Annotated in this window: 19 protein-coding genes and 1 tRNA gene; 11 read left to right on the top strand and 9 right to left on the bottom strand. The window is 63.3% G+C overall.

The window, feature by feature from the left end; all coding sequences use genetic code 11:
• Positions 1–145: 145 nt before the first annotated feature.
• The 5 genes from NKI08_RS07100 to NKI08_RS07080 all read right to left on the bottom strand — a co-directional run bounded on the left by NKI08_RS07100 (position 146) and on the right by NKI08_RS07080 (position 3,621).
• Entirely contained in the window at positions 146–895 is a 750-nt protein-coding gene (locus NKI08_RS07100; protein ID WP_352615988.1) for an electron transfer flavoprotein subunit beta/FixA family protein, read from the bottom strand.
• Positions 896–1,103: 208 nt separating this feature from the next.
• Entirely contained in the window at positions 1,104–1,907 is an 804-nt protein-coding gene (locus NKI08_RS07095) for a rhomboid family intramembrane serine protease (RefSeq protein ID WP_352540182.1), read from the bottom strand.
• Between the two features lie 25 nt (positions 1,908–1,932).
• Positions 1,933–2,514: a cob(I)yrinic acid a,c-diamide adenosyltransferase gene (locus tag NKI08_RS07090; protein WP_352621660.1), complete on the bottom strand. Its 582-nt coding sequence runs from the start codon at positions 2,512–2,514 to the stop codon at positions 1,933–1,935.
• A gap of 25 nt (positions 2,515–2,539) precedes the next feature.
• Positions 2,540–2,731, bottom strand: coding sequence for a twin transmembrane helix small protein (locus tag NKI08_RS07085; protein ID WP_023677950.1), 192 nt, complete (start codon positions 2,729–2,731; stop codon positions 2,540–2,542).
• Positions 2,732–2,754: 23 nt separating this feature from the next.
• Complete coding sequence (locus tag NKI08_RS07080) at positions 2,755–3,621, bottom strand: SDR family oxidoreductase (RefSeq protein WP_352768051.1); 867 nt, start codon at positions 3,619–3,621, stop codon at positions 2,755–2,757.
• A gap of 57 nt (positions 3,622–3,678) precedes the next feature.
• On the opposite strand from NKI08_RS07080, the gene NKI08_RS07075 reads away from it, so the two are divergent.
• Positions 3,679–4,533, top strand: a complete 855-nt coding sequence (locus NKI08_RS07075) for a YihY/virulence factor BrkB family protein (protein ID WP_292656768.1) — start codon at positions 3,679–3,681, stop codon at positions 4,531–4,533.
• Here NKI08_RS07075 and NKI08_RS07070 read toward each other — a convergent pair.
• Positions 4,500–5,390 carry a DMT family transporter gene (locus tag NKI08_RS07070; RefSeq protein ID WP_352471389.1) on the bottom strand — a complete coding sequence of 297 codons (891 nt, stop codon included), beginning with the start codon at positions 5,388–5,390 and terminating at the stop codon, positions 4,500–4,502. The genes NKI08_RS07075 and NKI08_RS07070 overlap by 34 nt on opposite strands.
• 127 nt (positions 5,391–5,517) lie before the next feature.
• Positions 5,518–6,393: a tRNA glutamyl-Q(34) synthetase GluQRS gene (gene gluQRS / locus NKI08_RS07065; protein ID WP_352768048.1), complete on the bottom strand. Its 876-nt coding sequence runs from the start codon at positions 6,391–6,393 to the stop codon at positions 5,518–5,520.
• Between the two features lie 122 nt (positions 6,394–6,515).
• Here gluQRS and NKI08_RS07060 point away from each other — a divergent pair, with 122 nt between their 5' ends.
• Both NKI08_RS07060 and NKI08_RS07055 read left to right on the top strand, forming a co-directional pair.
• Positions 6,516–7,157 (top strand): DNA-3-methyladenine glycosylase family protein, encoded by a 642-nt coding sequence (locus NKI08_RS07060; protein ID WP_352471385.1) that lies wholly within the window; start codon positions 6,516–6,518, stop codon positions 7,155–7,157.
• A 129-nt stretch (positions 7,158–7,286) separates the two neighbouring features.
• Positions 7,287–7,844 carry an HNH endonuclease gene (locus tag NKI08_RS07055; protein ID WP_023677956.1) on the top strand — a complete coding sequence of 186 codons (558 nt, stop codon included), beginning with the start codon at positions 7,287–7,289 and terminating at the stop codon, positions 7,842–7,844.
• 151 nt (positions 7,845–7,995) lie between these two features.
• On the opposite strand, the gene NKI08_RS07050 is transcribed toward NKI08_RS07055, so the two are convergent.
• Positions 7,996–8,514 carry a disulfide bond formation protein B gene (locus NKI08_RS07050; RefSeq protein WP_352768045.1) on the bottom strand — a complete coding sequence of 173 codons (519 nt, stop codon included), beginning with the start codon at positions 8,512–8,514 and terminating at the stop codon, positions 7,996–7,998.
• Between the two features lie 29 nt (positions 8,515–8,543).
• A complete protein-coding gene (locus tag NKI08_RS07045) occupies positions 8,544–9,131 on the bottom strand; it encodes a YqaA family protein (RefSeq protein ID WP_023677958.1) in 588 nt (195 codons plus the stop codon).
• 456 nt (positions 9,132–9,587) lie between these two features.
• On the opposite strand from NKI08_RS07045, the gene NKI08_RS07040 reads away from it, so the two are divergent.
• The 8 genes from NKI08_RS07040 to NKI08_RS07005 all read left to right on the top strand — a co-directional run bounded on the left by NKI08_RS07040 (position 9,588) and on the right by NKI08_RS07005 (position 18,363).
• Positions 9,588–9,672: transfer RNA gene (locus NKI08_RS07040), tRNA-Leu, on the top strand.
• 645 nt (positions 9,673–10,317) lie between these two features.
• Entirely contained in the window at positions 10,318–11,757 is a 1,440-nt protein-coding gene (locus NKI08_RS07035; protein ID WP_352768041.1) for an FAD-dependent oxidoreductase, read from the top strand.
• 24 nt (positions 11,758–11,781) lie between these two features.
• Complete coding sequence (locus tag NKI08_RS07030) at positions 11,782–12,957, top strand: acyl-CoA dehydrogenase family protein (RefSeq protein ID WP_352540175.1); 1,176 nt, start codon at positions 11,782–11,784, stop codon at positions 12,955–12,957.
• A gap of 13 nt (positions 12,958–12,970) precedes the next feature.
• Positions 12,971–14,326, top strand: coding sequence for an LLM class flavin-dependent oxidoreductase (locus NKI08_RS07025; RefSeq protein WP_352471376.1), 1,356 nt, complete (start codon positions 12,971–12,973; stop codon positions 14,324–14,326).
• Positions 14,327–14,333: 7 nt separating this feature from the next.
• Positions 14,334–14,675 (top strand): DUF3088 domain-containing protein, encoded by a 342-nt coding sequence (locus NKI08_RS07020; protein ID WP_352540173.1) that lies wholly within the window; start codon positions 14,334–14,336, stop codon positions 14,673–14,675.
• 4 nt (positions 14,676–14,679) lie between these two features.
• On the top strand, positions 14,680–15,861 hold the full coding sequence (locus tag NKI08_RS07015) for an acyl-CoA dehydrogenase family protein (RefSeq protein ID WP_352616976.1): 1,182 nt from the start codon (positions 14,680–14,682) through the stop codon (positions 15,859–15,861).
• Complete coding sequence (locus tag NKI08_RS07010) at positions 15,858–17,213, top strand: LLM class flavin-dependent oxidoreductase (RefSeq protein ID WP_352683050.1); 1,356 nt, start codon at positions 15,858–15,860, stop codon at positions 17,211–17,213. Before NKI08_RS07015 ends, NKI08_RS07010 begins: the two co-directional genes overlap by 4 nt.
• Before the next feature lie 73 nt (positions 17,214–17,286).
• Positions 17,287–18,363, top strand: coding sequence for an LLM class flavin-dependent oxidoreductase (locus NKI08_RS07005; RefSeq protein WP_352768035.1), 1,077 nt, complete (start codon positions 17,287–17,289; stop codon positions 18,361–18,363).
• Positions 18,364–18,388 lie beyond the last annotated feature (25 nt).

Below are 18,388 nucleotides of genomic sequence, written 5' to 3'. Positions count from 1 at the left end.
GACTTTCGTCTTCGAGGCTCCTGAAATCCGGTCAGGCCGAGTCGAAAACGGTTGGTTTCGAGAACCGGAGCGGAGCGTACTTCAGTACGTGAGCACCGGAAGCGGAGAAACCGGCCGTTTGCAGGCCGGGCCTCATCGGATTTCCTTAGAGCACGCCGGCTTCGTTCTTCAGCTTGTCTACCAGTTCGGCGACGCTCTTGACCTTGACGCCCGCCTTGCGGCCGCCCGGCTCCTCGGTCTTGAGCACTTTAAGCCGCGGCTTGACGTCGGCGCCGTAATCGGCAGGGCTCTTCTCGTCGAGCGGCTTCTTCTTGGCCTTCATGATGTTGGGCAGAGACGCGTAGCGTGGCTGGTTCAGCCGCAAATCGGCCGTGACGATCGCCGGCATCTTCAGTTCCAGCGTCTGCAGGCCGCCATCGACCTCGCGCGTCACCGTGGCCTTGTCACCGTCGAGCACGATCTTGGAGGCGAAGGTGCCCTGCGCCCAGCCGAGAAGTGCGGCCAGCATCTGGCCGGTCTGGTTGGAATCGTCGTCGATCGCCTGCTTGCCGAGAATGACAAGGCCGGGCTGTTCTGCCTCGACGACGCCCTTCAGCACCTTGGCGACGCCCAGCGGCTCAGTCTGCTCGTCGGTCTTGACCAGGATGGCGCGGTCGGCGCCCATGGCGAGCGCCGTGCGCAAGGTCTCCTGTGCCTGCTGCGGCCCGATCGACACGACGATGATCTCTTCGGCCTTGCCAGCTTCCTTCAGCCGGATCGCCTCTTCGACCGCGATCTCGTCGAACGGGTTCATCGCCATCTTGACGTTGGCGAGTTCCACCGCCGAACCGTCCGCCTTCACCCGGACCTTGACGTTCGCATCCACAACCCGCTTCACGGGCACAAGGATCTTCATTTGCCTGTCACCTCTTTCACGATAGTCTCTTCACGCTCGTCGGGCGCGCTATAGCAGCGTGCACCTCTTCATAGTTGTCGAAAGCCGACATTCCGGACGGAATTCTGGTCTTCGCCACGCCAGTAGGGTGGCGCTTCCGTAGTTGCGGCGACCCCGCGCGTCAATATCCGGGGCGCACTCGGATCCTCTGCGAAGCACTCAAATCGGTTCAGTCCGGACCGGAAACGCTTCCCCGGCCCCAGCGCGGCGCCGGCTGCGCAGGTTGTGGGTCGCTTGGCGCCGGCTCCCCGGCTACGGGCGCCGGACCGGCGACCACGGCTGGCTCCTCGTCTGCGCCGGCGAGTAGCGGTACGCCGCGGCTGCGCAAGACAAGCACCAGCACGGCTCCAGCGATGATGCCGCCGATATGGCAGGCCCAGGAAACCTGATCCTCGCCCCCCTGGGAGAACATGAAGATCTGGAACAGGATCCACAGGATCAGCGGGATGAACGCCGGGATGCGCAACGGGATGCGCGCGAAGACCAGCACCCATACCTTCACCCGCGGATATAGGATCAGATAGGCGGCGACCACACCGGCGATGGCGCCCGACGCGCCAATCAGCGGCACCCGCGAATCCCAGGCAACCAGACCCTGGAGGAAAGCGCCGGCGATGGCGCAAAGCAGGTAGAAGACGAGGTAGCGGACATGGCCAAGTGCATCCTCGACATTGTCGCCGAACACCCACAGGAACAGCATGTTGCCGCCGAGGTGGAAGATATCCGCGTGCAGGAAGGAATAGGTCAGATAGCTCAGGCTCTCCGGAATGACGACAAATTGCGGAGCGAGCTCGACGCTGTCATGCACAACCGACGGGATGAAACCGAGGCCCATCACCGCGGCGTTGGCGAAATCCTCGCCGCCCAATGTGGTGACAAAGTAGATCAGCACGTTGAGCGCGATCAGGCTGATCGTCACATATTGCAGCTTGATGTGCCGCAGCCGGTTGGTGTCATAAAGCGGGATAAACATCAGGCCTCTCCCGGTTCCGGCAGATTCAGCGGTTCTTGCCGGGAACCCATAGCACGTCGGCATTTCCGTTGTCATTGACCGCGCGTGCGGCGACGAACAGAAAGTCCGAGACACGGTTGATGTATCTTATCGCCTCGCGGTTGACGTGCTCGTCTGGATCTTGCGACAGCGCAACCATGACGCGCTCGGCGCGGCGGGCCACCGTGCGGGCGAGGTGAAGGGCAGCCGCTGCCGGCGTACCGCCGTTGAGCACGAAGGATTTGAGCGGCTCAAGGTCCTTGTTGAGGAGATCGATATCCTGTTCGATGCGGTCGGTCTGCGAGGCGATGATGCGCAACGGCTCGTAGTCGAGCGGCTTGCCATTATCGGGGACTGCCAGATCGGCGCCGAGGTCGAAAAGGTCGTTCTGGATGCGGCCGAGCATCGCATCGATCGCCGGATTTACTGCCGCGGTATGAATGCGGGCCATGCCGATGCAGGCATTGGCCTCGTCGACCGTGCCGTAGGCGTCGATGCGAAGGTCGGATTTCAGCCGCCGCTCGCCGGAGCCGAGACCGGTGGTGCCATCGTCGCCAGTGCGGGTGTAGATCTTGTTGAGTTTGACCACGGGGTACCTCCCGGCTGGTGCTGCGTCACTTACGGGTGAAATACACCGCCAGCATGATCAGCACCAAGGCCACGAACTGCAAGAGCACGCGCGTCTGCATCAGCTTGTTGGAGGTCATGCTGGAGCCGCCGCGCATCATGTTGATGAGGCCGCGGATCAGCACGATCACCACTGCGACCATGACAAGAACGGCGAGGATGTTGAAGACGGTTGCCATGGTGTGTTCCAGTTGAATTGCGTTCAGGCGCGTTTGGCGAGCAGACAGTAGAGTGCAGAAGCCGGCAGGATGCGTTTAAGGATCACACCGATCCTGGCCGGCACTGTTACCACATAATGCGGGCGCGGGCGCCGCGACAGAAGCGCATGGCGCAAGGCGGCATAAACCACCTCCGCCCCGGGCTTCAGCCGCGATGTGCTGCCGCCGGCCCGCAGCCGTTTGAGTTGCGCCGCATAGGCAAGGCGATGAACGGAATTCTCGTGATCGATATTTGCCAGGAACCACGCAAGGCTGTTGCTGGCGATCTTCGATTTCACCGGCCCCGGCTCGATCAGCGAAACATGGATGCCGCTACCCCGGAGTTCTTGATAGAGGGACAGCATCAGCCCTTCGATAGCGTGCTTCGATGCCGAGTAGGCGCCGCGAAAAGGCACCGGCGCGAGGCCGAGGATCGATGAGCAATGAACGAGACGACCATGGCCCTGACGGCGCATCACCGGTACGACGCGGCGAGTGAGATCATGCCAGCCAAAGACATTGGCTTCGAACTGCTGCCGTAAAGCCTCGACCGGCAGGTCCTCGACGGCGCCGGGTTGTCCGTAGGCGCCATTGTTGAAGAGCGCACCGAGCCGGCCGCCGGTCCGTTCCAGCACCGACGCCACCAGCGCCTCGATCGATCCGGGCTCGGTGTAGTCCAGATAAAAGGCCTCGATGCCGTCGGCCTCGAGCGCGGCGATATCTTCGGGCTTTCGGGCCGTTGCGAACACCCGCCAGCCTTCCCTCTTAAGAGCATGGGCGCAATAGGCGCCTATGCCGGAAGAGGCACCTGTGACAATGATGGTGCGCAACTCTTCTCCGGGAGGAATGGTGGTTTGACCTAGGGTTGTCATTTACCGCAAACCCTTCCCATATTCGCGGCGTCGGGACAATCGAAGGGAACGCGGTTCTTGTTGCGGAAGATCGTAGCCCTCAAACGCGTCCTCTACGACGCGCTCGGCCATTTCAACACCGACGACGGCTGGGCAATGGCCAGCCATCTGGCGATCACCGCGCTGATGGCGCTTTTTCCTTTCCTGATCTTCGCTACGACGCTGGCGAGTTTTTTCGGCGCGCAGGCTTTCGCCGACACCGCCGTGCACCTTGTGTTCGACACATGGCCCGAGCAGATCGCCAAACCGATCGCGCGCGAGGTGCTCAACGTGCTTACCGTCCGGCGCAGTGACCTGTTGACCTACGGTATCGTGCTTGCCGGATATTTCGCCTCGAACGGCATCGAGGCGCTGCGCACCTCGCTCAACCGGGCCTATCGTGTCTCGGAAACGCGCGGCATCATCTACCGGCGGGTGCAGAGCATCATCTTCGTGCTGATCGCGACGGCCGGGTTTTTGGCCATCAGCGTGCTGTTGGTCTTCGCGCCGTTGCTGGCACGGCTGGCCGAGTCGCATTTCGAATGGATAAAGCCCTACATGGGCACGATCACGCTGTGGCGTTACGTCATCGCCTCGGTCGTCATCATCGGCGGCCTGTTCGCCGTGCATTTCTGGTTGCCGGCCGGCAAGCGCCGCTTCGTTTCGATCGTGCCTGGCATCATCTTCACGCTGGTCGGCTGGCTCATCGGGTCGACCATCTTCGCCGCCTATCTCGATCATTTCTCGTCCTATGTGACGACCTATGCCGGCCTCGCCTCGATCATGATCGCCGTCGTCTTCCTCTACATCGTATCAGCGATCTTCATCCTCGGTGGCGAGCTCAACGCCGCGATCAGCCGCTATTTAGAGGCGCGTGCCCGCGTCGGCGGCTGAGCCGTCGCCAGCCCGACGCCGAGCGTCGCGATCGCCATGCCGGCGATCTGGAGCGGGCTCAAGTGCTCACCGAACAATGCCCAGGCGATGACCGCGGTGACGGCCGGCACGAGGTAAAACAGCGAGGCGACCTTCGACATTTCGCCGTCGCGGATCATCACCATCAACAGGAAGATGGCGCCGATCGACAGCACCAGCACGAGCCAGGCCATGGCGAAGATCAGTTCGCCATTGACGATGACCGTTCGCGTCTCGAAGGCTAGCGAGGCCAAGGCCATTACAGATGCGCCGCCGACATATTGCCAGAACGTGGCAGCCACCAGATCGCCGCCGGAAGCAAAGCGCTTCTGCCAGATCGTGCCGGCGCTCATGCCGAGCACCGAGACAAGTGAGGCGCCCAGTGTTTCGGCCGTCACCCCGCCGCCGAGCGCGCCGAGCTTCGGCCAGAGCACGATCACCACACCGATCAGCCCGAGGCCGAGACCGGCCCAGTGGCGCGGCAGGATGGCCTCGCCGAGAAGCCTGCCGGCGAGCACTGCCGTGATCAGCGGCTGCAGGCCGACGATCAGGGCTGAAAGCCCAGCGGGCATGCCCCGGTGGATGGCCCAGAACACGCCGCCGAGATAGACGCCATGCATCAGGATGCCGGCGCCGGTCGCGTGCAGCGCCTCGTCGCGGGTGGCGCGGCTCGAACCAAGTGCGGCCATCAAAGCGACAAGCAGGATTGCGGCTAGGACAAAGCGCGCGGCCAGGAAAGTAAAGGGCTCCGCCCACGGCATGGCATAGCGCGCGCCGATGAAGCCGGTCGCCCACAGGACGACGAAAGAGGCGGGGATGAACCGCTTGAGGCTGTGCATTTTTCCGGAGGCCACGCGTCGGTGAGGACTGATTGTCGCGCTTGCTCTAATGCCGTTCCGAGCGGAAGGCAAAACCAAACCGTTGATCCATAGGCTCAATTCCATTCAAGGAATGCCTTTGGCGCCGCTAGAGACCGACCAGCCGCCTCACATCGTCCGGCGATGCGCCCGTCTTACGCTGGGCGGCAAGGCCGGTATCGCCAAGACTCTTCGACAGCTTTCGTCCGTCCGGGCCGAGGATCAGGCGATGGTGAAAATAGGCCGGCTGCGGCAGGCCAAGCAGTTGCTGAAGCAGCCGCTGCACGCTGGTCGCGGAATAGAGATCCTGGCCGCGCACGACATGGCTGACGCCCTGCAGCGCGTCGTCCATGGTGACGGCGAGGTGATAGCTGGTCGGGATTTCGCGGCGCGCCACGACCACGTCGCCCCAATCCTGCGGATGGGCTTCGACACGACGCGTCGCGGAGAGCGTCTCGTTCGTGTATTCGGCCCATGACAGGTCCTTGCCGGCGCGCGCTATTGCCGCATCGACGTCCAGCCGCCAGGCAAATGGCACATTTTCGGCCTGGCGCCGCTTGCGTTCGCTCGCCGTCAACGCCTTGTCGGCGGCAGGATAGAGCGGCACGCCGTCCGGGTCGCGCGGCCAGTCGCGGCCACGCTTCTCGCTGTCGGCGATAAAGGCGCGGATCTCACTTCTGCTCATGAAGGCCGGGTAGACAAGTTCTTCCTCGATCAGCCGCTCGAGCATCGCCCGATATTCGGCAAAATGCTCGGACTGGCGGCGCACCGGTTCCTCCCAGCCAAGCCTCAGCCATTTCAGGTCGCGAAAAATGCCTGCCTCGAATTCCGGCGTGCAGCGTGTCGTGTCGATATCCTCGATGCGCAGCAGCAGGCGTCCGCCCGTCGCCTTTGCCAATTTCTGATTGAGCAGCGCCGAATAGGCATGGCCGAGATGCAGTTCGCCGTTCGGGCTCGGCGCGAAGCGGAATGTCAGCAGTGTCATTGTCCGGCGGCAATCGGGTTGTGTGGCGCTTTCGCCAATTGCTACTTTGCGCCGGTGGCGTCGTGCGTCCAGAGGGACACGTGACGAAGCGTGCGGCACTTTTGATTTTGGAACAAGCAGACATGCAACGCATCGCCAGTCTCGACGACATTGCGCAAGGGCTGGATAGGCTATGCTTACTCGACCCACGCCTGGAAAGAGTGCGCGGCATGGCCGGCGAGGTGCCGCTCAGGCTATCGGAGCCGGGGTTCAGGAGCCTTGCTTCCATCGTCGTTTCGCAACAAGTGTCCCGCGCGAGCGCCGACGCCATCTTCGGCCGGCTGACGAGACTGCTCGATCCGCTGACGCCGCAGGCGATACTTGCCGCCGACGAGGTGATCTTTCGCGAGGCCGGGCTGTCGCGACCCAAGCAGCGCGGCCTGCTTGCCGTCGCCCGGGCGGTGGCCGACGGGCTCGACCTCGATCACCTCTGCCGGCTCGATGCAAGCGAGGCGATCGCGGCCATGACCAGGGTGCCGGGGATCGGCCCGTGGACGGCTGAAGTCTACCTTTTGTTTGCCGCCGGACACCCGGACATCTTTCCGGCGCGCGACGTTGCACTGCAGAGCGCGGTCGGCCATGCACTAGGCATCGACCCGCGTCCGCCGGAGAAAATGCTGATCCGGCTTGCCGAATCATGGAGCCCGTGGCGCGGTGTCGCATCGCGGCTTTTCTGGGCTTATTATCGCGAATTGAAGGGCAGGGATGCCGCGCCTCCGGCCTGAATCCGCAAAAAAGCATTGAAATCATGCGTTTTTGAGACCCGGCATGATCGACAATCCGCTTCACATCCCTGTCATGTCGGGCTTACAGTATCCGCGCCGACCGGTTCTAGGGTGAAGGAGGTCAACGACGTGACGGTTGCCGTATCTCCGGATGGGCTTCCAGCGCTGGTGCTGAACGCGGATTACCGTCCGCTCAGCTATTACCCCCTGTCGCTCTGGTCCTGGCAGGATGCCATCAAGGCGGTGTTCCTCGAGAGGGTGAACATCGTCGCCGAATACGAACACGCCGTCTCTTCACCGACCTTTTCGATGAAGCTGCCGAGCGTCGTCAGCCTGAAGGCTTACGTGAAGCCGTCGAGGCATCCGGCGTTTACCCGTTTCAACGTCTTCCTGCGTGACCGTTTCCAATGCCAATATTGCGGCACGCCGGACGATCTGACGTTCGACCATGTCATTCCTCGCCATCGCGGCGGCGCCACGACCTGGGAGAATGTCGTCGCTGCCTGCTCGCCCTGCAATCTGAGGAAGGGCGGCATGATGCCGGCCCACGCCAAGATGTGGCCGCTGCAGAAGCCCTACCAGCCGACGGTGCATGATTTGCATAATAACGGCCGGCTGTTCCCGCCCAACCATCTACACGAAAGCTGGATGGATTATCTGTACTGGGATGTCGAACTCGAGCCGTGAGATCATCCGATAATTCGGGAGGCTGGCCGTCTGAAGCGATTTTCTGCGCTTCCGATGCTCACGGACCAATGTCCGCTCCGCTTCGGTTCTCGGCAATCACTCCACCCGACTCAGCCTGCCGAATTCTTGGATGATCTCGTGTCGCGCTAAATCAGTCGCGGGCGAAGGCGCTGCGGAAGGCTACGACTGCCAGGACAAAGCTGGCGATGGCGTTCCAGCCGGCCAGCGACAGGCCGAGGATGCGGAGCGCCGCCTTGTCGCAGGAGGGCGGGACGAATTTGTCGAGCGCATCGAGCACGCCCTTGCCGCCGGTGTCCACCGGCCCGGCGGCTGCGGTGCAATCGGTCGGGCCTGGCCACCACGCCCATTCGACGCCGGAGTGATAAACGCCGAGATAGACGCCGTAGAGCATCAGCAGGCCGCCAATAGCCAGCAGGCCACGGCTTACCCAGGCTGGCGCCTGAAGAGCCGACGCAAGCACCGCCAGCAGCATCAAGGGCACGCCGACGTAGTAAGGCGTGCGCTGCTCGAGGCAGAGCTTGCAGGGGATGTAGCCGCCGAGATACTGGAAGGCCAGCGCCGAGCCGACCGTGGCGGCCATGGCGACAGCAAGGAACAGGGCGGTGCGCAGCCGCTGTCGTCCGGTATCGGCATTCACGGTCGCTGTCATCGGGCTCAGTCCATTCGGTTCGATGCCGTTCAGACGGCGTATTTGACGACGATATAGAGCAAAATCAGGGCGGCGGCGGCGGCGCCTGCAATCTGGCCGAGGCGCTTTTCGATGAAGTGGCGGATCGGCTCGCCATAGCGGCGCAAGAGCCACGCGAGAAACAGGAAGCGAGCACCGCGCGCCACGATTGCCAGCACGATGAACAGCAGCAAAGGAACACCGATGACCCCCGACAGGATCGTCACAACCTTGATCGGCGGCAGATGGGCGAGGCCGGAGGTGACCAGCATCAGGATGATGAAGCCGACACCCGATGAGACGCGCATCGCCTCGAACTCGTCATATTTGCCATAAAATTCGAGGATCGGCCGCGCCACCGCATCATAGGCATAATGGCCGATGAACCAGCCGGCGATGCCGCCCAGCACCGAGGCGACGGTGGCGACCAGCGCGTAACGATAGGCGCGATCCGGCCGCGACAGCGCCATCGGCAGATAGAGGACGTCGGCCGGCACCAGGAACACCGAGCTCTCGACGAAGGCGATGAAGGCCAGCCACCATTCGGCGGATTTGCTCGCCGCCAGCGACAAGGTCCAGTCGTAAAGTCCGCGAAGCATCGGCACTCCTAATGCACGCCCAAACCAGAAGCGGTCTTGGGATCACGACATGTACAAACAAGACTTGGAAGCGCCCCGCATCAACCTCGTCGGACAAGGTGCGCTTCAATGACATGCGCCGCCTCTCTAGAAAGATTTTCCGCGCTGCACAATGGCAGCTGCTTCACGAAATCGAAAGGCTGAGGCTTGAGCGAGCCCAGATGTTGGGATTTGGCCAGTTGACGAACAGGCCTCCAACCGTATAGTCCGCGCCCATCCAGGCCGCCCGGCCTGAGCCCCTATGGCGGAATTGGTAGACGCGCTCGACTCAAAATCAGGATGCGTCTACCGTCAGCCCGCAGGGTAATAGGATTGGAGGTCAATAGGTTAGGAGTTAAGGGCCGCTTAATTCTCGAACTGCCACCCTCTACGTAGGTGCAGCATGAGAGCGTTGAGAGGTAAATGAGTTAGCGCCTTGCGGGTGTGGTGAAACTGGTAGACGCGCTGGATTCAAAATCCAGTTCCGAAAGGAGTGTCGGTTCGAGCCCGACCACCCGCACCAACTATCGGCCGACAAACTTTGAGAACGGCGGTCATTTCACTTGTCGCGCCAGAGTTCGAATCGTGTCTGCCGCCCACCTCTACCAGGATACTCCGCAATGTCCGGTGATGGATGGGACAGATCAAATACATAAAATCAATATGTTATGAGAGATCGTGTGCAAAAACTGCACACGAAAGTGCCGCTACTCTTCTGTTTTCGTTCCTGCGATGGCGTAGCCGACGGGCCTCTTGGGACGCCTGTTGAATAGCTGCGCTGTCCTATCCTGCGAGGACCGTTGCTGGTGTATCCGCGACCTGCCGTCTGTCAGATGGCGGACGCCACACATGTCGGTCGACCAAGATTAAGCTTGATCCCGCTGACCACGCGACGCCGCTGATGTGCTCGACACCAATGCCCGACTGCATCGGCGTATTGCGCGTGAGCCGTAAGAAATAAAAATGACCAGTGCGCTTGCGCCCGCTGCAATATCGAAAAAGATGCTCCGGCTTCAGGGAGGCCACACGCACCGCCCATTCGTCGGCTGTGAAAGCGCGTCGTTGCAATGCAAGTGAAAAAAACTACCGGCCACTCAAAGCGAACATTTCTGGACTGTTTGCCGCCCGAGGCGGAGTTTGACGAGGCTCAACTTCAGCCGGGACCGAAATGGCCTTACCGACCGATCCAGATCACCACGCCCGGGAAACGCTCCGGCTGATCGGCCCCGATCCGCAGAACTGGGTGCCGGACCGGGAAGGCATCGACCACAATGTCTTCATCGTTGGCGGTGGGCAGACGGGGGCGACCTTTGCCTTCGCGTTGAGGCGTGCCGGCATTGGCAAGGTCACTGTCGTCGACGCGGCACCGGATGAGAGCAAGGCCGGCATCTGGCTCACTCATGCACGGATGAACCGGCTGCGAACGCCAAAGGGCTTGCCGGGGCCGGAACTCGGCTTGCCGGGCTTGAGCTTTCAGTCCTGGTACGAAGCCCGCCACGGTGCGGAAGCCTATGCCGGATTCGACCGCATCGCACGGACGGATTGGGCGAACTACCTGAAATGGTATCGCGCGTTCCTCGGTATCGGCATCCGTTACGGCACGCGTCTCATTCGCATCGAGCCGGCCGGCGGGCTTTTTCGCCTCCACCTCGAAGCCGACGGCACGCCATCGGTCGAAACGGCGCGCAAGATCATTCTGGCCAATGGCTTTGGCGGCAGCGGCGGTCCAGTGATACCGGCGGTACTTGCCGCCTTGCCGCGGGGCCTTGTCGCACACAGTTCGGCGGCAATCGATTTTGCCTCGCTCAAGGGCAAGGCAATGGCTGTCGTCGGGTCGGCGGCTTCGGCATTCGATGCGGCCGGAGCTGCCCTTGAGGCCGGCGCGAAATCGGTGCGTCTCTTTGCCCGCCGCAACAGCATTGCCAGTGTGCCGATCAACCGCGTGCGCGGCTATCCCGGCGCCTATGACAATTATCCTCGGCTGCCCGATGCGGTGCGCTGGCGCCAGGCATTGCGCTTCCGCGAGGCCGGTTCAACGCCGCCGCTCGATGCGGTGGAGCGGGCGGTGCGGCATCAGAATTTTCATCTCCATCTCGGTGCCCCCTGGACAAATGCGGATGTCGAAGACGGCAAGGTCGTCACCGATATCGCAGGCGAGACGTTTGCGTTCGACTTCGTCGTCGCCGGCACCGGCTATTTCGCCGACCCGACGCGCAAGCCTGAGTTCGCCGATTTCGCCGCCACCATCCGGCTATGGCGCGACCAGTACGCGCCGCCGGAAGCAGAGCTGGATGAATTTTTCGGCGCCCATCCTTATCTCGGCCTCGGCCATGAATTTCTCGAGAAGGCGCCGGGGGAGGCGCCATTCCTGAGGAATATCCATGTCTTCAATCCCGGCGGCTTTGTCAGTTTCGGCCTGCCGATCGGCGATGTGCCGTCGATCAGGCGCGATGTGCCGGCCGTTGTCGCGCGCATCAGCCGCGATCTCTTCCTCGCCGATCTCGACAGCCATGAGAGCCGCATAACCGGGAGCCATCCGGCCGAGTTCGGCGAAGACGCCTATGCCGCTTCCGTCTCGCGGCCGGCGCAGACCATCGCGGCGGAATAGACGCATTTCCATGGACAAACGCCGATGACCTTCAGCCCTGACCTTTCCGACCCGTTCGTCGCCACGGCGGTCGAACTGCGCGAAATCTTCGATCGGGATGCCGTGGCGCGCGACAAGGCCGGCGGCCGGCCCGTCGAACAGATCCGCCTGCTGAAGGAAAGTGGTTTGCCGTCGGCGCAGATTCCCAAGCGCTATGGCGGCAAGGGCGCACCCTGGCTGTCGGTGCTTCGCGTCGTGCGCGAATTCGCCCGCACCGACGGCTCGCTCGCCCATCTCTACGGATACCATCATCTGCCGCTCAATGGCGTGCTGTTCCGTGGCACGCAGGCGCAGAGGGACCGGCTGCTGACACGCTCGGCAAGGGAGAACTGGGTCTGGGGCAATTCCGGCAACGCCATGTCGAAGACGTCGACGGCCAGGCGCAACGGCACGGGCTGGATCCTGAGCGGCTTTCGGCCGTTCTCCTCCGGTTCCCACATCGCAGACTACATCCAGGTTGCCTGGGAGGACGGCCAGGATAGACTAGCGGCAGCGATCCCGGCTGACCGTGAGGGCATCGTCATCGAGGATGACTGGGATGGTGTCGGCCAGCGGCAGACCGGCAGCGGCAAGGTGACGTTCAAGGACGTGCATGTCGGCGACGACGAACTGATTGGCTCGCCCGCGGTGCCGCTGACGCCGTTCCAGACGCTGACGTCACTGTTCCAGCAGGCGGTCCTGCTCAACCTGTTCGTCGGCAGCGCGCAAGGAGCGCTGAGCGAAGGCCGGGACTATACGGTCTCGCAATCGCGCCCCTGGGTCTATTCCGGCTATGAGAAACATACCGACGATCCGTTCGTGCAACGCAAATATGGCGACCTCTATATCCGCACGCTCGCCGCGGCCGAACTGGCCGATATAGCAGCATGCAGCCTCGATGCCGCCTATGGCCAGGGCGAGGCGTTGACCCTGGAGCAGCGCGGGCAGACGGCGATCGATCTCGCCACCGCCAATGTCTACGCCGGACAAGTCGGCCTCGACGCGTCGAGCGAGGTTTTCGAGGTGATGGGCGCCCGCTCAGCCACCAAGGCCAACGGCTACGACAGGTTCTGGCGCAACGTGCGCACGCACACGCTGCACAATCCGGCCGAATACAAGAAGCGCACGATCGGCACCTGGTTGCTGACCGGGGAATTCCCGGCCGGCGGACTGTACCGCTGAGGAGGCGAAAAAAATGGCCAGGCGCAAGGACAAGCTCAAGCTGGGAGCGTTTCTGCTCTTCACCGGTCACCATGTGGCGGCCTGGCGCCATCCAGCGGCAGGCGAGGGGACCAGCCTCGGCGACTACGTCGAACTTGCCCGGCTGGCGGAAGCGGCCAAATTCGACGCGATCTTCTTTGCCGATGGCGTCGCGGCGCGGCTGAGCAACCTCGAGGCCGCCAGCCGCAAGGCGCATAGCGGCGTCTATCCGTTCGAGCCGATCACGCTGCTGTCGGCACTGTCGGCTGTGACCAGGAACATCGGCCTCATCGCCACGGCGTCGACCAGTTTTTCCGATCCCTACAATCTGGCCCGCCAGTTCGCGTCGCTCGACCATCTGAGCGGCGGGCGCGCAGGCTGGAATCTGGTCACCTCTTCCGATCCGGAGGCAGCGTTCAATTTCGGTCACGAGACGCATATCCAGCATGGCGAGCGCTACGACCGCGCCGAGGAATTCGCCGATGTCGTGCTCGGCCTGTGGGACAGCTGGGAGGATGACGCCTTCCCGCGCGACAGAGCAAGCGGGCGCTATTTCGACAAGGACAAACTGCATGTGCTGAACCACAAGGGCCAGCACTTCAAGGTGCGTGGTCCCCTGAACACGCCGCGAACGCCGCAAGGTCGTCCGGTCGTGGTCCAGGCCGGCGCGTCGGGTCCGGGCAAAGAGCTGGCGGCTCGTACCGCGGAAGCGATTTTCGCCGCGCAGATCACGCTCGACGAAGCCACCGCCTTCTATGCCGACGTCAAGGGCAGGCTCGGCAAATATGGCCGCTCGGAGGATGACCTGAAAGTCCTGCCAGGCATTTTCCCGGTCGTCGGCCGCACTGAAGCCGAGGCGCGGGGGAAGTTCGAACAGCTGCAGGATCTCATCCAGCCGGAAGTCGGCCTCGGTCTGGTCTCGGCGCTGGCCGGCGGCTTCGACCTCAGCGCCTATCCGCTCGACGGGCCGGTGCCGGATTTGCCGGAGACCAATGCCGGCAAGAGCCGGCAAGCGCTGGTGATCGATCTGGCGTGGCGCGAGAACCTGACGATCCGGCAGCTTTATCTGCGCATCGCCGGCGCCCGCGGCCACTGGCAGGTGGTCGGCACGCCGCAACAGATCGCCGACACCATGGAAGAGCGGTTCGAGAATTACGGCGCCGACGGCTTCAACATCATGGCGCCGATCATGCCCGGCGGCCTGAAGGATTTCATCGAGCTGGTGGTGCCGGAACTGCGCCGCCGTGGCCTCTTCCGCGACGAGTATGAGGGCAGCACCTTGCGCGACAATCTCGGCCTGAAGCGACCGGCAAACCGTTTTTCGCGGCATGCCGCGGCAGCTGCGGAATAGGCCGGCAATGGCGCGCGACACGCTCTTTCTCATCCAGCCGGGTTTCGCCGACCCAAATCAGCCGGGCCAGACGTTCGTCTGCCCCTATTGCAACCAGGTTGAGGGATTGCTCGCAGCCTTTCCCGATCTCGCCGCCAGACTCGACGTTGAGCGCGTGCCGTTTTCGAGGCCGAGAGGCAAGGTGATCGACGCGCTCGGCGAACGGCACCAGTCGCTGCCGGTGCTGATCATCGGCAGCAATCCGCCCGCCGACTTGCCGACGGCCAAGGGCAAGGTCTTCGCCGATGACACCAGGCGCATTCTTGCACTGCTTGCCGAGCGCCACGGCTTCCCGCAGCTGCATGAGTGAGACGATGACCTTCGATCCCGATACGTCCAATCCATGGATCGCCAAGGCGGTCGAGCTGCGCGACATCTTTGCCCGCGATGCGGTCGAGCGCGACCAGCTTGGCGGCAGGCCTACCGAACAGATACGTCTTCTCAAGCAAAGCGGCCTACTCACCATCGTGATCCCCAAGGAATTCGGTGGCGCCGGGGAACCCTATTCGACGGCGCTGAAGATCGGGCGCGAGTTCGCCAAGGTCGACGGCTCGATCGGCCATATCTACGGCTACCATTTCAGCGCACTGATCGCCGCCAGGCTCAATTCGGACGAACCGCGCTCAGCCGATCTGCTGCGGCGTTCGGCTGCCGGCGACTGGTTCTGGGGCAACACCGGCAACAGTTTTTCCAAAACGCTGTTCGGCCGCAAAGATGGCGAGTGGACGATCGTAAACGGCTTCAAACCCTTCGCCTCCGGCTCGCATGTCGCCGACTATCTTTCGACCTCGTGGGAAGACGAGGTCAGCGGCGAGAGGAAATTCGCGGCGATCCCCGCAAATCGCGAAGGCATCACCGTTCTCGACGACTGGGACGGCATCGGCCAGACGCAGACCGGCAGCGGCAAGGTCGCCTACAAGGACGTCAGGATCCACGACAGCGAGTTGGTGCGCGGTTGGGTCGACGCGTCGTTGCCAATCCGCACCATCGGCCCGCTGCAGCAGCAGAGCGTGTTGCTCAATGTCTTTGTCGGCACGGCCCAGGGCGCGCTGCTGGCGGCGCGAGATTATACGCTCAACAGTTCGCGGCCGTGGATGTATTCCGGCGTCGAGCGCCATATCGACGATCCATGGATCAAGCGGCAGTATGGCGAGCTCTGGGTCAAGACGCGGGCGGCGACGGCGCTGGCCGATCGCGCGGCGGCGGCGATCGATCATGCGATCGCGCGCGGCAAGGCGCTGACCGAGCAAGAACGCGGTGAGGCGGCGGTTGCCGTCGCCGCGGCCAATGTGCTGGCAGGCGATGTTGCGCTCGAAGTCACGACCGAGATATTCGAGGTGATGGGTGCCCGCTCCGCAGTGCGCAAATACGGCTTCGACCGCTTCTGGCGCAACGCACGCATTCACACCTTGCACAACCCTGCCGAATACAAGACCCGCACTGTCGGCACCTGGTATCTGACCGGCGCTTATCCCGAGCCCGGCGTCTTTCGATGAGCGGCCGGCAGCTCCATCTCAACGTCAACATCCTGCATGCCGGCTTCTCGCCGGCGGCATGGCGGATGGACGGCGTCGACCCCTATGCCGCCTTCACCGTTGACCACTATGTGCAGGTGGCGAAGATCGCAGAGCGCGCAAAGCTCGACGCCGTATTCCTTGCCGACCAGGCGGCGATATCGGACCGCATTGACTATCGTCCGATCACGTCGCTGGAGCCGACCATCGTGCTGGCGACGGTAGCCGCCGCAACCGAGCGCATCGGCCTGATCGCCACCGCTTCAACCAGCTTCAACGAGCCCTACAATATCGCCAGGCGCTTCGCGACGCTCGACCATGTCAGCGGCGGACGCATCGGCTGGAACATCGTCACCACGGCCGATCCCGCCTCGGCCCGCAATTTCGGCCTCAACGGTGCCATCGATCATGGCCGGCGCTACGAGCGGGCGGCGGAATTCGCTGACATCGTCAAGGCATTGTGGGACAGCTGGGAGGACGATGCCTTCATCGGTGATGTCGCCAGCGGGCGCTTCGTCGATGCCACCAAGGTTCACGCCATCGACCACAAGGGCGCACATTTCTCGGTGCACGGGCCGCACAATGTGCCGCGTTCGCCGCAAGGGCATCCGGTGGTCGTCCAGGCCGGCGGGTCCGATGACGGCAAGGACCTCGCCGCCCGCCACGCCGAAGCTGTGTTTTCCGCATCGCAGTCTTTCGAGGAAGCGCTCGGCTATGCGCGGGAACTTAAGGCGCGTGCCGTCGCCTATGGCCGCACCGGCGGCGTGCCGCTCAACCTCGCCGGCCTAGCCACCATCATCGGCAGCACCGAGGCCGAAGCGGAGCGGCGGCAAGGAGAGCTCTGGGACCGCATCCCGCTCGACTACAGCCTTGGCCGGCTGTCCGGCGTGCTCGGCATCGATCGCGAGCGGCTGAAGCTCGACGAGAAGCTGCCAGAAGGGATTCAACTGCCCCCCAATGGCGGCCACACCTTCTTCAAGGCCACGCTCGCGCTCGCGCGCAGCAACGATTTCACCGTTCGCCAGCTGATCCGGGCGCTGAACGGCAGCACCGGCCACCGCACCATCGTCGGCACGCCCGAGCAGATCGCCGACGATATCGAAAGATGGTTTGTCGCCGGCGCCGCCGACGGCTTCAACCTGATGCCGGACGTGCTGCCGACCGGACTGGAGGTCTTTGTCGATACGGTGGTGCCGATCCTGCGCCGGCGCGGCCTGTTCCGCACCGACTATGAGGGGCGCACGCTGCGCGACCATCTCGGGCTTGCCAGACCCGAAAGCCGCTTTGCACCGCAGCCGCACAAGGCGCCAGCGCTGCATGAGGCCACCCATTGAATGGTCATCAAAATACAACGGAGGGGAAGGTCCTGCCATTGACCTCATGCCCGGCCAAAATACAGGCCCGACAATGAGCGCTGATACCGAGTTTCTTTGGTACATCCCGAACCAGGTCGATCCCGGTCACCGCGGCGAGCCGGCCGTCGAGGACCACAACAGCCTGGAGACGCTGACCAGCCACGCGAAGGCGCTTGAGGAATACGGCTGGAAGGGCGCGCTGATCGGTACCGGCTGGGGTCGGCCCGACACTTTTACTGTCGCGGCCTCGCTCGCCGCGCGGACCACCTCCTTCGAGCCGCTCATCGCGATCCGCCCGGGGTACTGGCGGCCGGCGCACTTCGCATCCGCCGTAGCCACGCTCGACCAGCTGACCGCCGGTCGCGTGCGTATCAACATAGTGTCAGGCAAGGACAACCTCGCTGCTTATGGCGACAGCGAAGGTGACCAGATACATCGCTATGCCCGTACCAGAGAGTTCATGCGCCTGGTTCGCAGACTTTGGACTGAAGAGAACGTGACCTTTGCGGGCGAGCACTTCCAGGTCACTGGCTCTACCGTGATGCCCCGCATCCATGTCCGTGGCGATCGTCGCCATCCCAAGCTCTACTTCGGCGGCGCGTCGGAGGCGGCGGAGCGGGTGTCGGCCAGCGAGGCGGATGTCCAGCTCTTTTGGGGTGAGCCGCTCGACGGCGTCCGGGAGCGGATCGAGCGGCTCAAAGCCTTGAGCAGGGAACTCGACCGAGACCTCCCGCCTCTGGAGTTCGGGTTGCGGGTCACCACGCTGGTCCGCGACACCGCTGGGCAGGCCTGGGCGGATGCAGAAGCGAAGGTCGACGAGATGGCCAAGGGCCAGGGAGCCGGCTGGAACGATCACGGTCGGGCGGTAGCGGTGGGCCAGCAGCGTCTGCTCGATCTGCACGCACGCGGCGAGGTGCTGGACGACAATCTCTATACTGCGCCGGGCAAATATGGCGGCGGCGGCGCTGGCACCACCTGGCTGGTCGGCTCGGCCGCCGACGTCGCCCGCTCGCTCGGCAGATACCGGGATCTGGGCATCACGCATTTCGTGCTCTCGGACACGCCGTATCTTTCCGAGATCAAGCGGCAAGGCGATCAGTTGCTTCCGCTTTTGCGCAACGGGGCCTAAGCCGCGCTTCTTGAATGACCTGGGG

Origin of the sequence: Mesorhizobium sp. M0768, assembly GCF_040320195.1 — a bacterium.
GTDB lineage: Bacteria > Pseudomonadota > Alphaproteobacteria > Rhizobiales > Rhizobiaceae > Mesorhizobium.
This window is presented reverse-complemented; position numbering and strand designations above follow the sequence as displayed.

Coding starts and splice junctions, on each gene's coding strand:
- NKI08_RS07060 (WP_352471385.1), top strand. CDS start 6,516: ATGCAACGCATCGCCAGTCTCGACGACATTGCGCAAGGGCTGGATAGG.
- NKI08_RS07020 (WP_352540173.1), top strand. CDS start 14,334: ATGGCGCGCGACACGCTCTTTCTCATCCAGCCGGGTTTCGCCGACCCA.
- NKI08_RS07035 (WP_352768041.1), top strand. CDS start 10,318: ATGGCCTTACCGACCGATCCAGATCACCACGCCCGGGAAACGCTCCGG.
- NKI08_RS07005 (WP_352768035.1), top strand. CDS start 17,287: ATGAGCGCTGATACCGAGTTTCTTTGGTACATCCCGAACCAGGTCGAT.
- gluQRS (WP_352768048.1), bottom strand. CDS start 6,393: ATGACACTGCTGACATTCCGCTTCGCGCCGAGCCCGAACGGCGAACTG.
- NKI08_RS07100 (WP_352615988.1), bottom strand. CDS start 895: ATGAAGATCCTTGTGCCCGTGAAGCGGGTTGTGGATGCGAACGTCAAG.
- NKI08_RS07025 (WP_352471376.1), top strand. CDS start 12,971: ATGGCCAGGCGCAAGGACAAGCTCAAGCTGGGAGCGTTTCTGCTCTTC.
- NKI08_RS07080 (WP_352768051.1), bottom strand. CDS start 3,621: ATGACAACCCTAGGTCAAACCACCATTCCTCCCGGAGAAGAGTTGCGC.
- NKI08_RS07030 (WP_352540175.1), top strand. CDS start 11,782: ATGACCTTCAGCCCTGACCTTTCCGACCCGTTCGTCGCCACGGCGGTC.
- NKI08_RS07015 (WP_352616976.1), top strand. CDS start 14,680: ATGACCTTCGATCCCGATACGTCCAATCCATGGATCGCCAAGGCGGTC.
- NKI08_RS07070 (WP_352471389.1), bottom strand. CDS start 5,390: ATGCACAGCCTCAAGCGGTTCATCCCCGCCTCTTTCGTCGTCCTGTGG.
- NKI08_RS07050 (WP_352768045.1), bottom strand. CDS start 8,514: ATGACAGCGACCGTGAATGCCGATACCGGACGACAGCGGCTGCGCACC.
- NKI08_RS07010 (WP_352683050.1), top strand. CDS start 15,858: ATGAGCGGCCGGCAGCTCCATCTCAACGTCAACATCCTGCATGCCGGC.
- NKI08_RS07095 (WP_352540182.1), bottom strand. CDS start 1,907: ATGTTTATCCCGCTTTATGACACCAACCGGCTGCGGCACATCAAGCTG.
- NKI08_RS07045 (WP_023677958.1), bottom strand. CDS start 9,131: ATGCTTCGCGGACTTTACGACTGGACCTTGTCGCTGGCGGCGAGCAAA.
- NKI08_RS07085 (WP_023677950.1), bottom strand. CDS start 2,731: ATGGCAACCGTCTTCAACATCCTCGCCGTTCTTGTCATGGTCGCAGTG.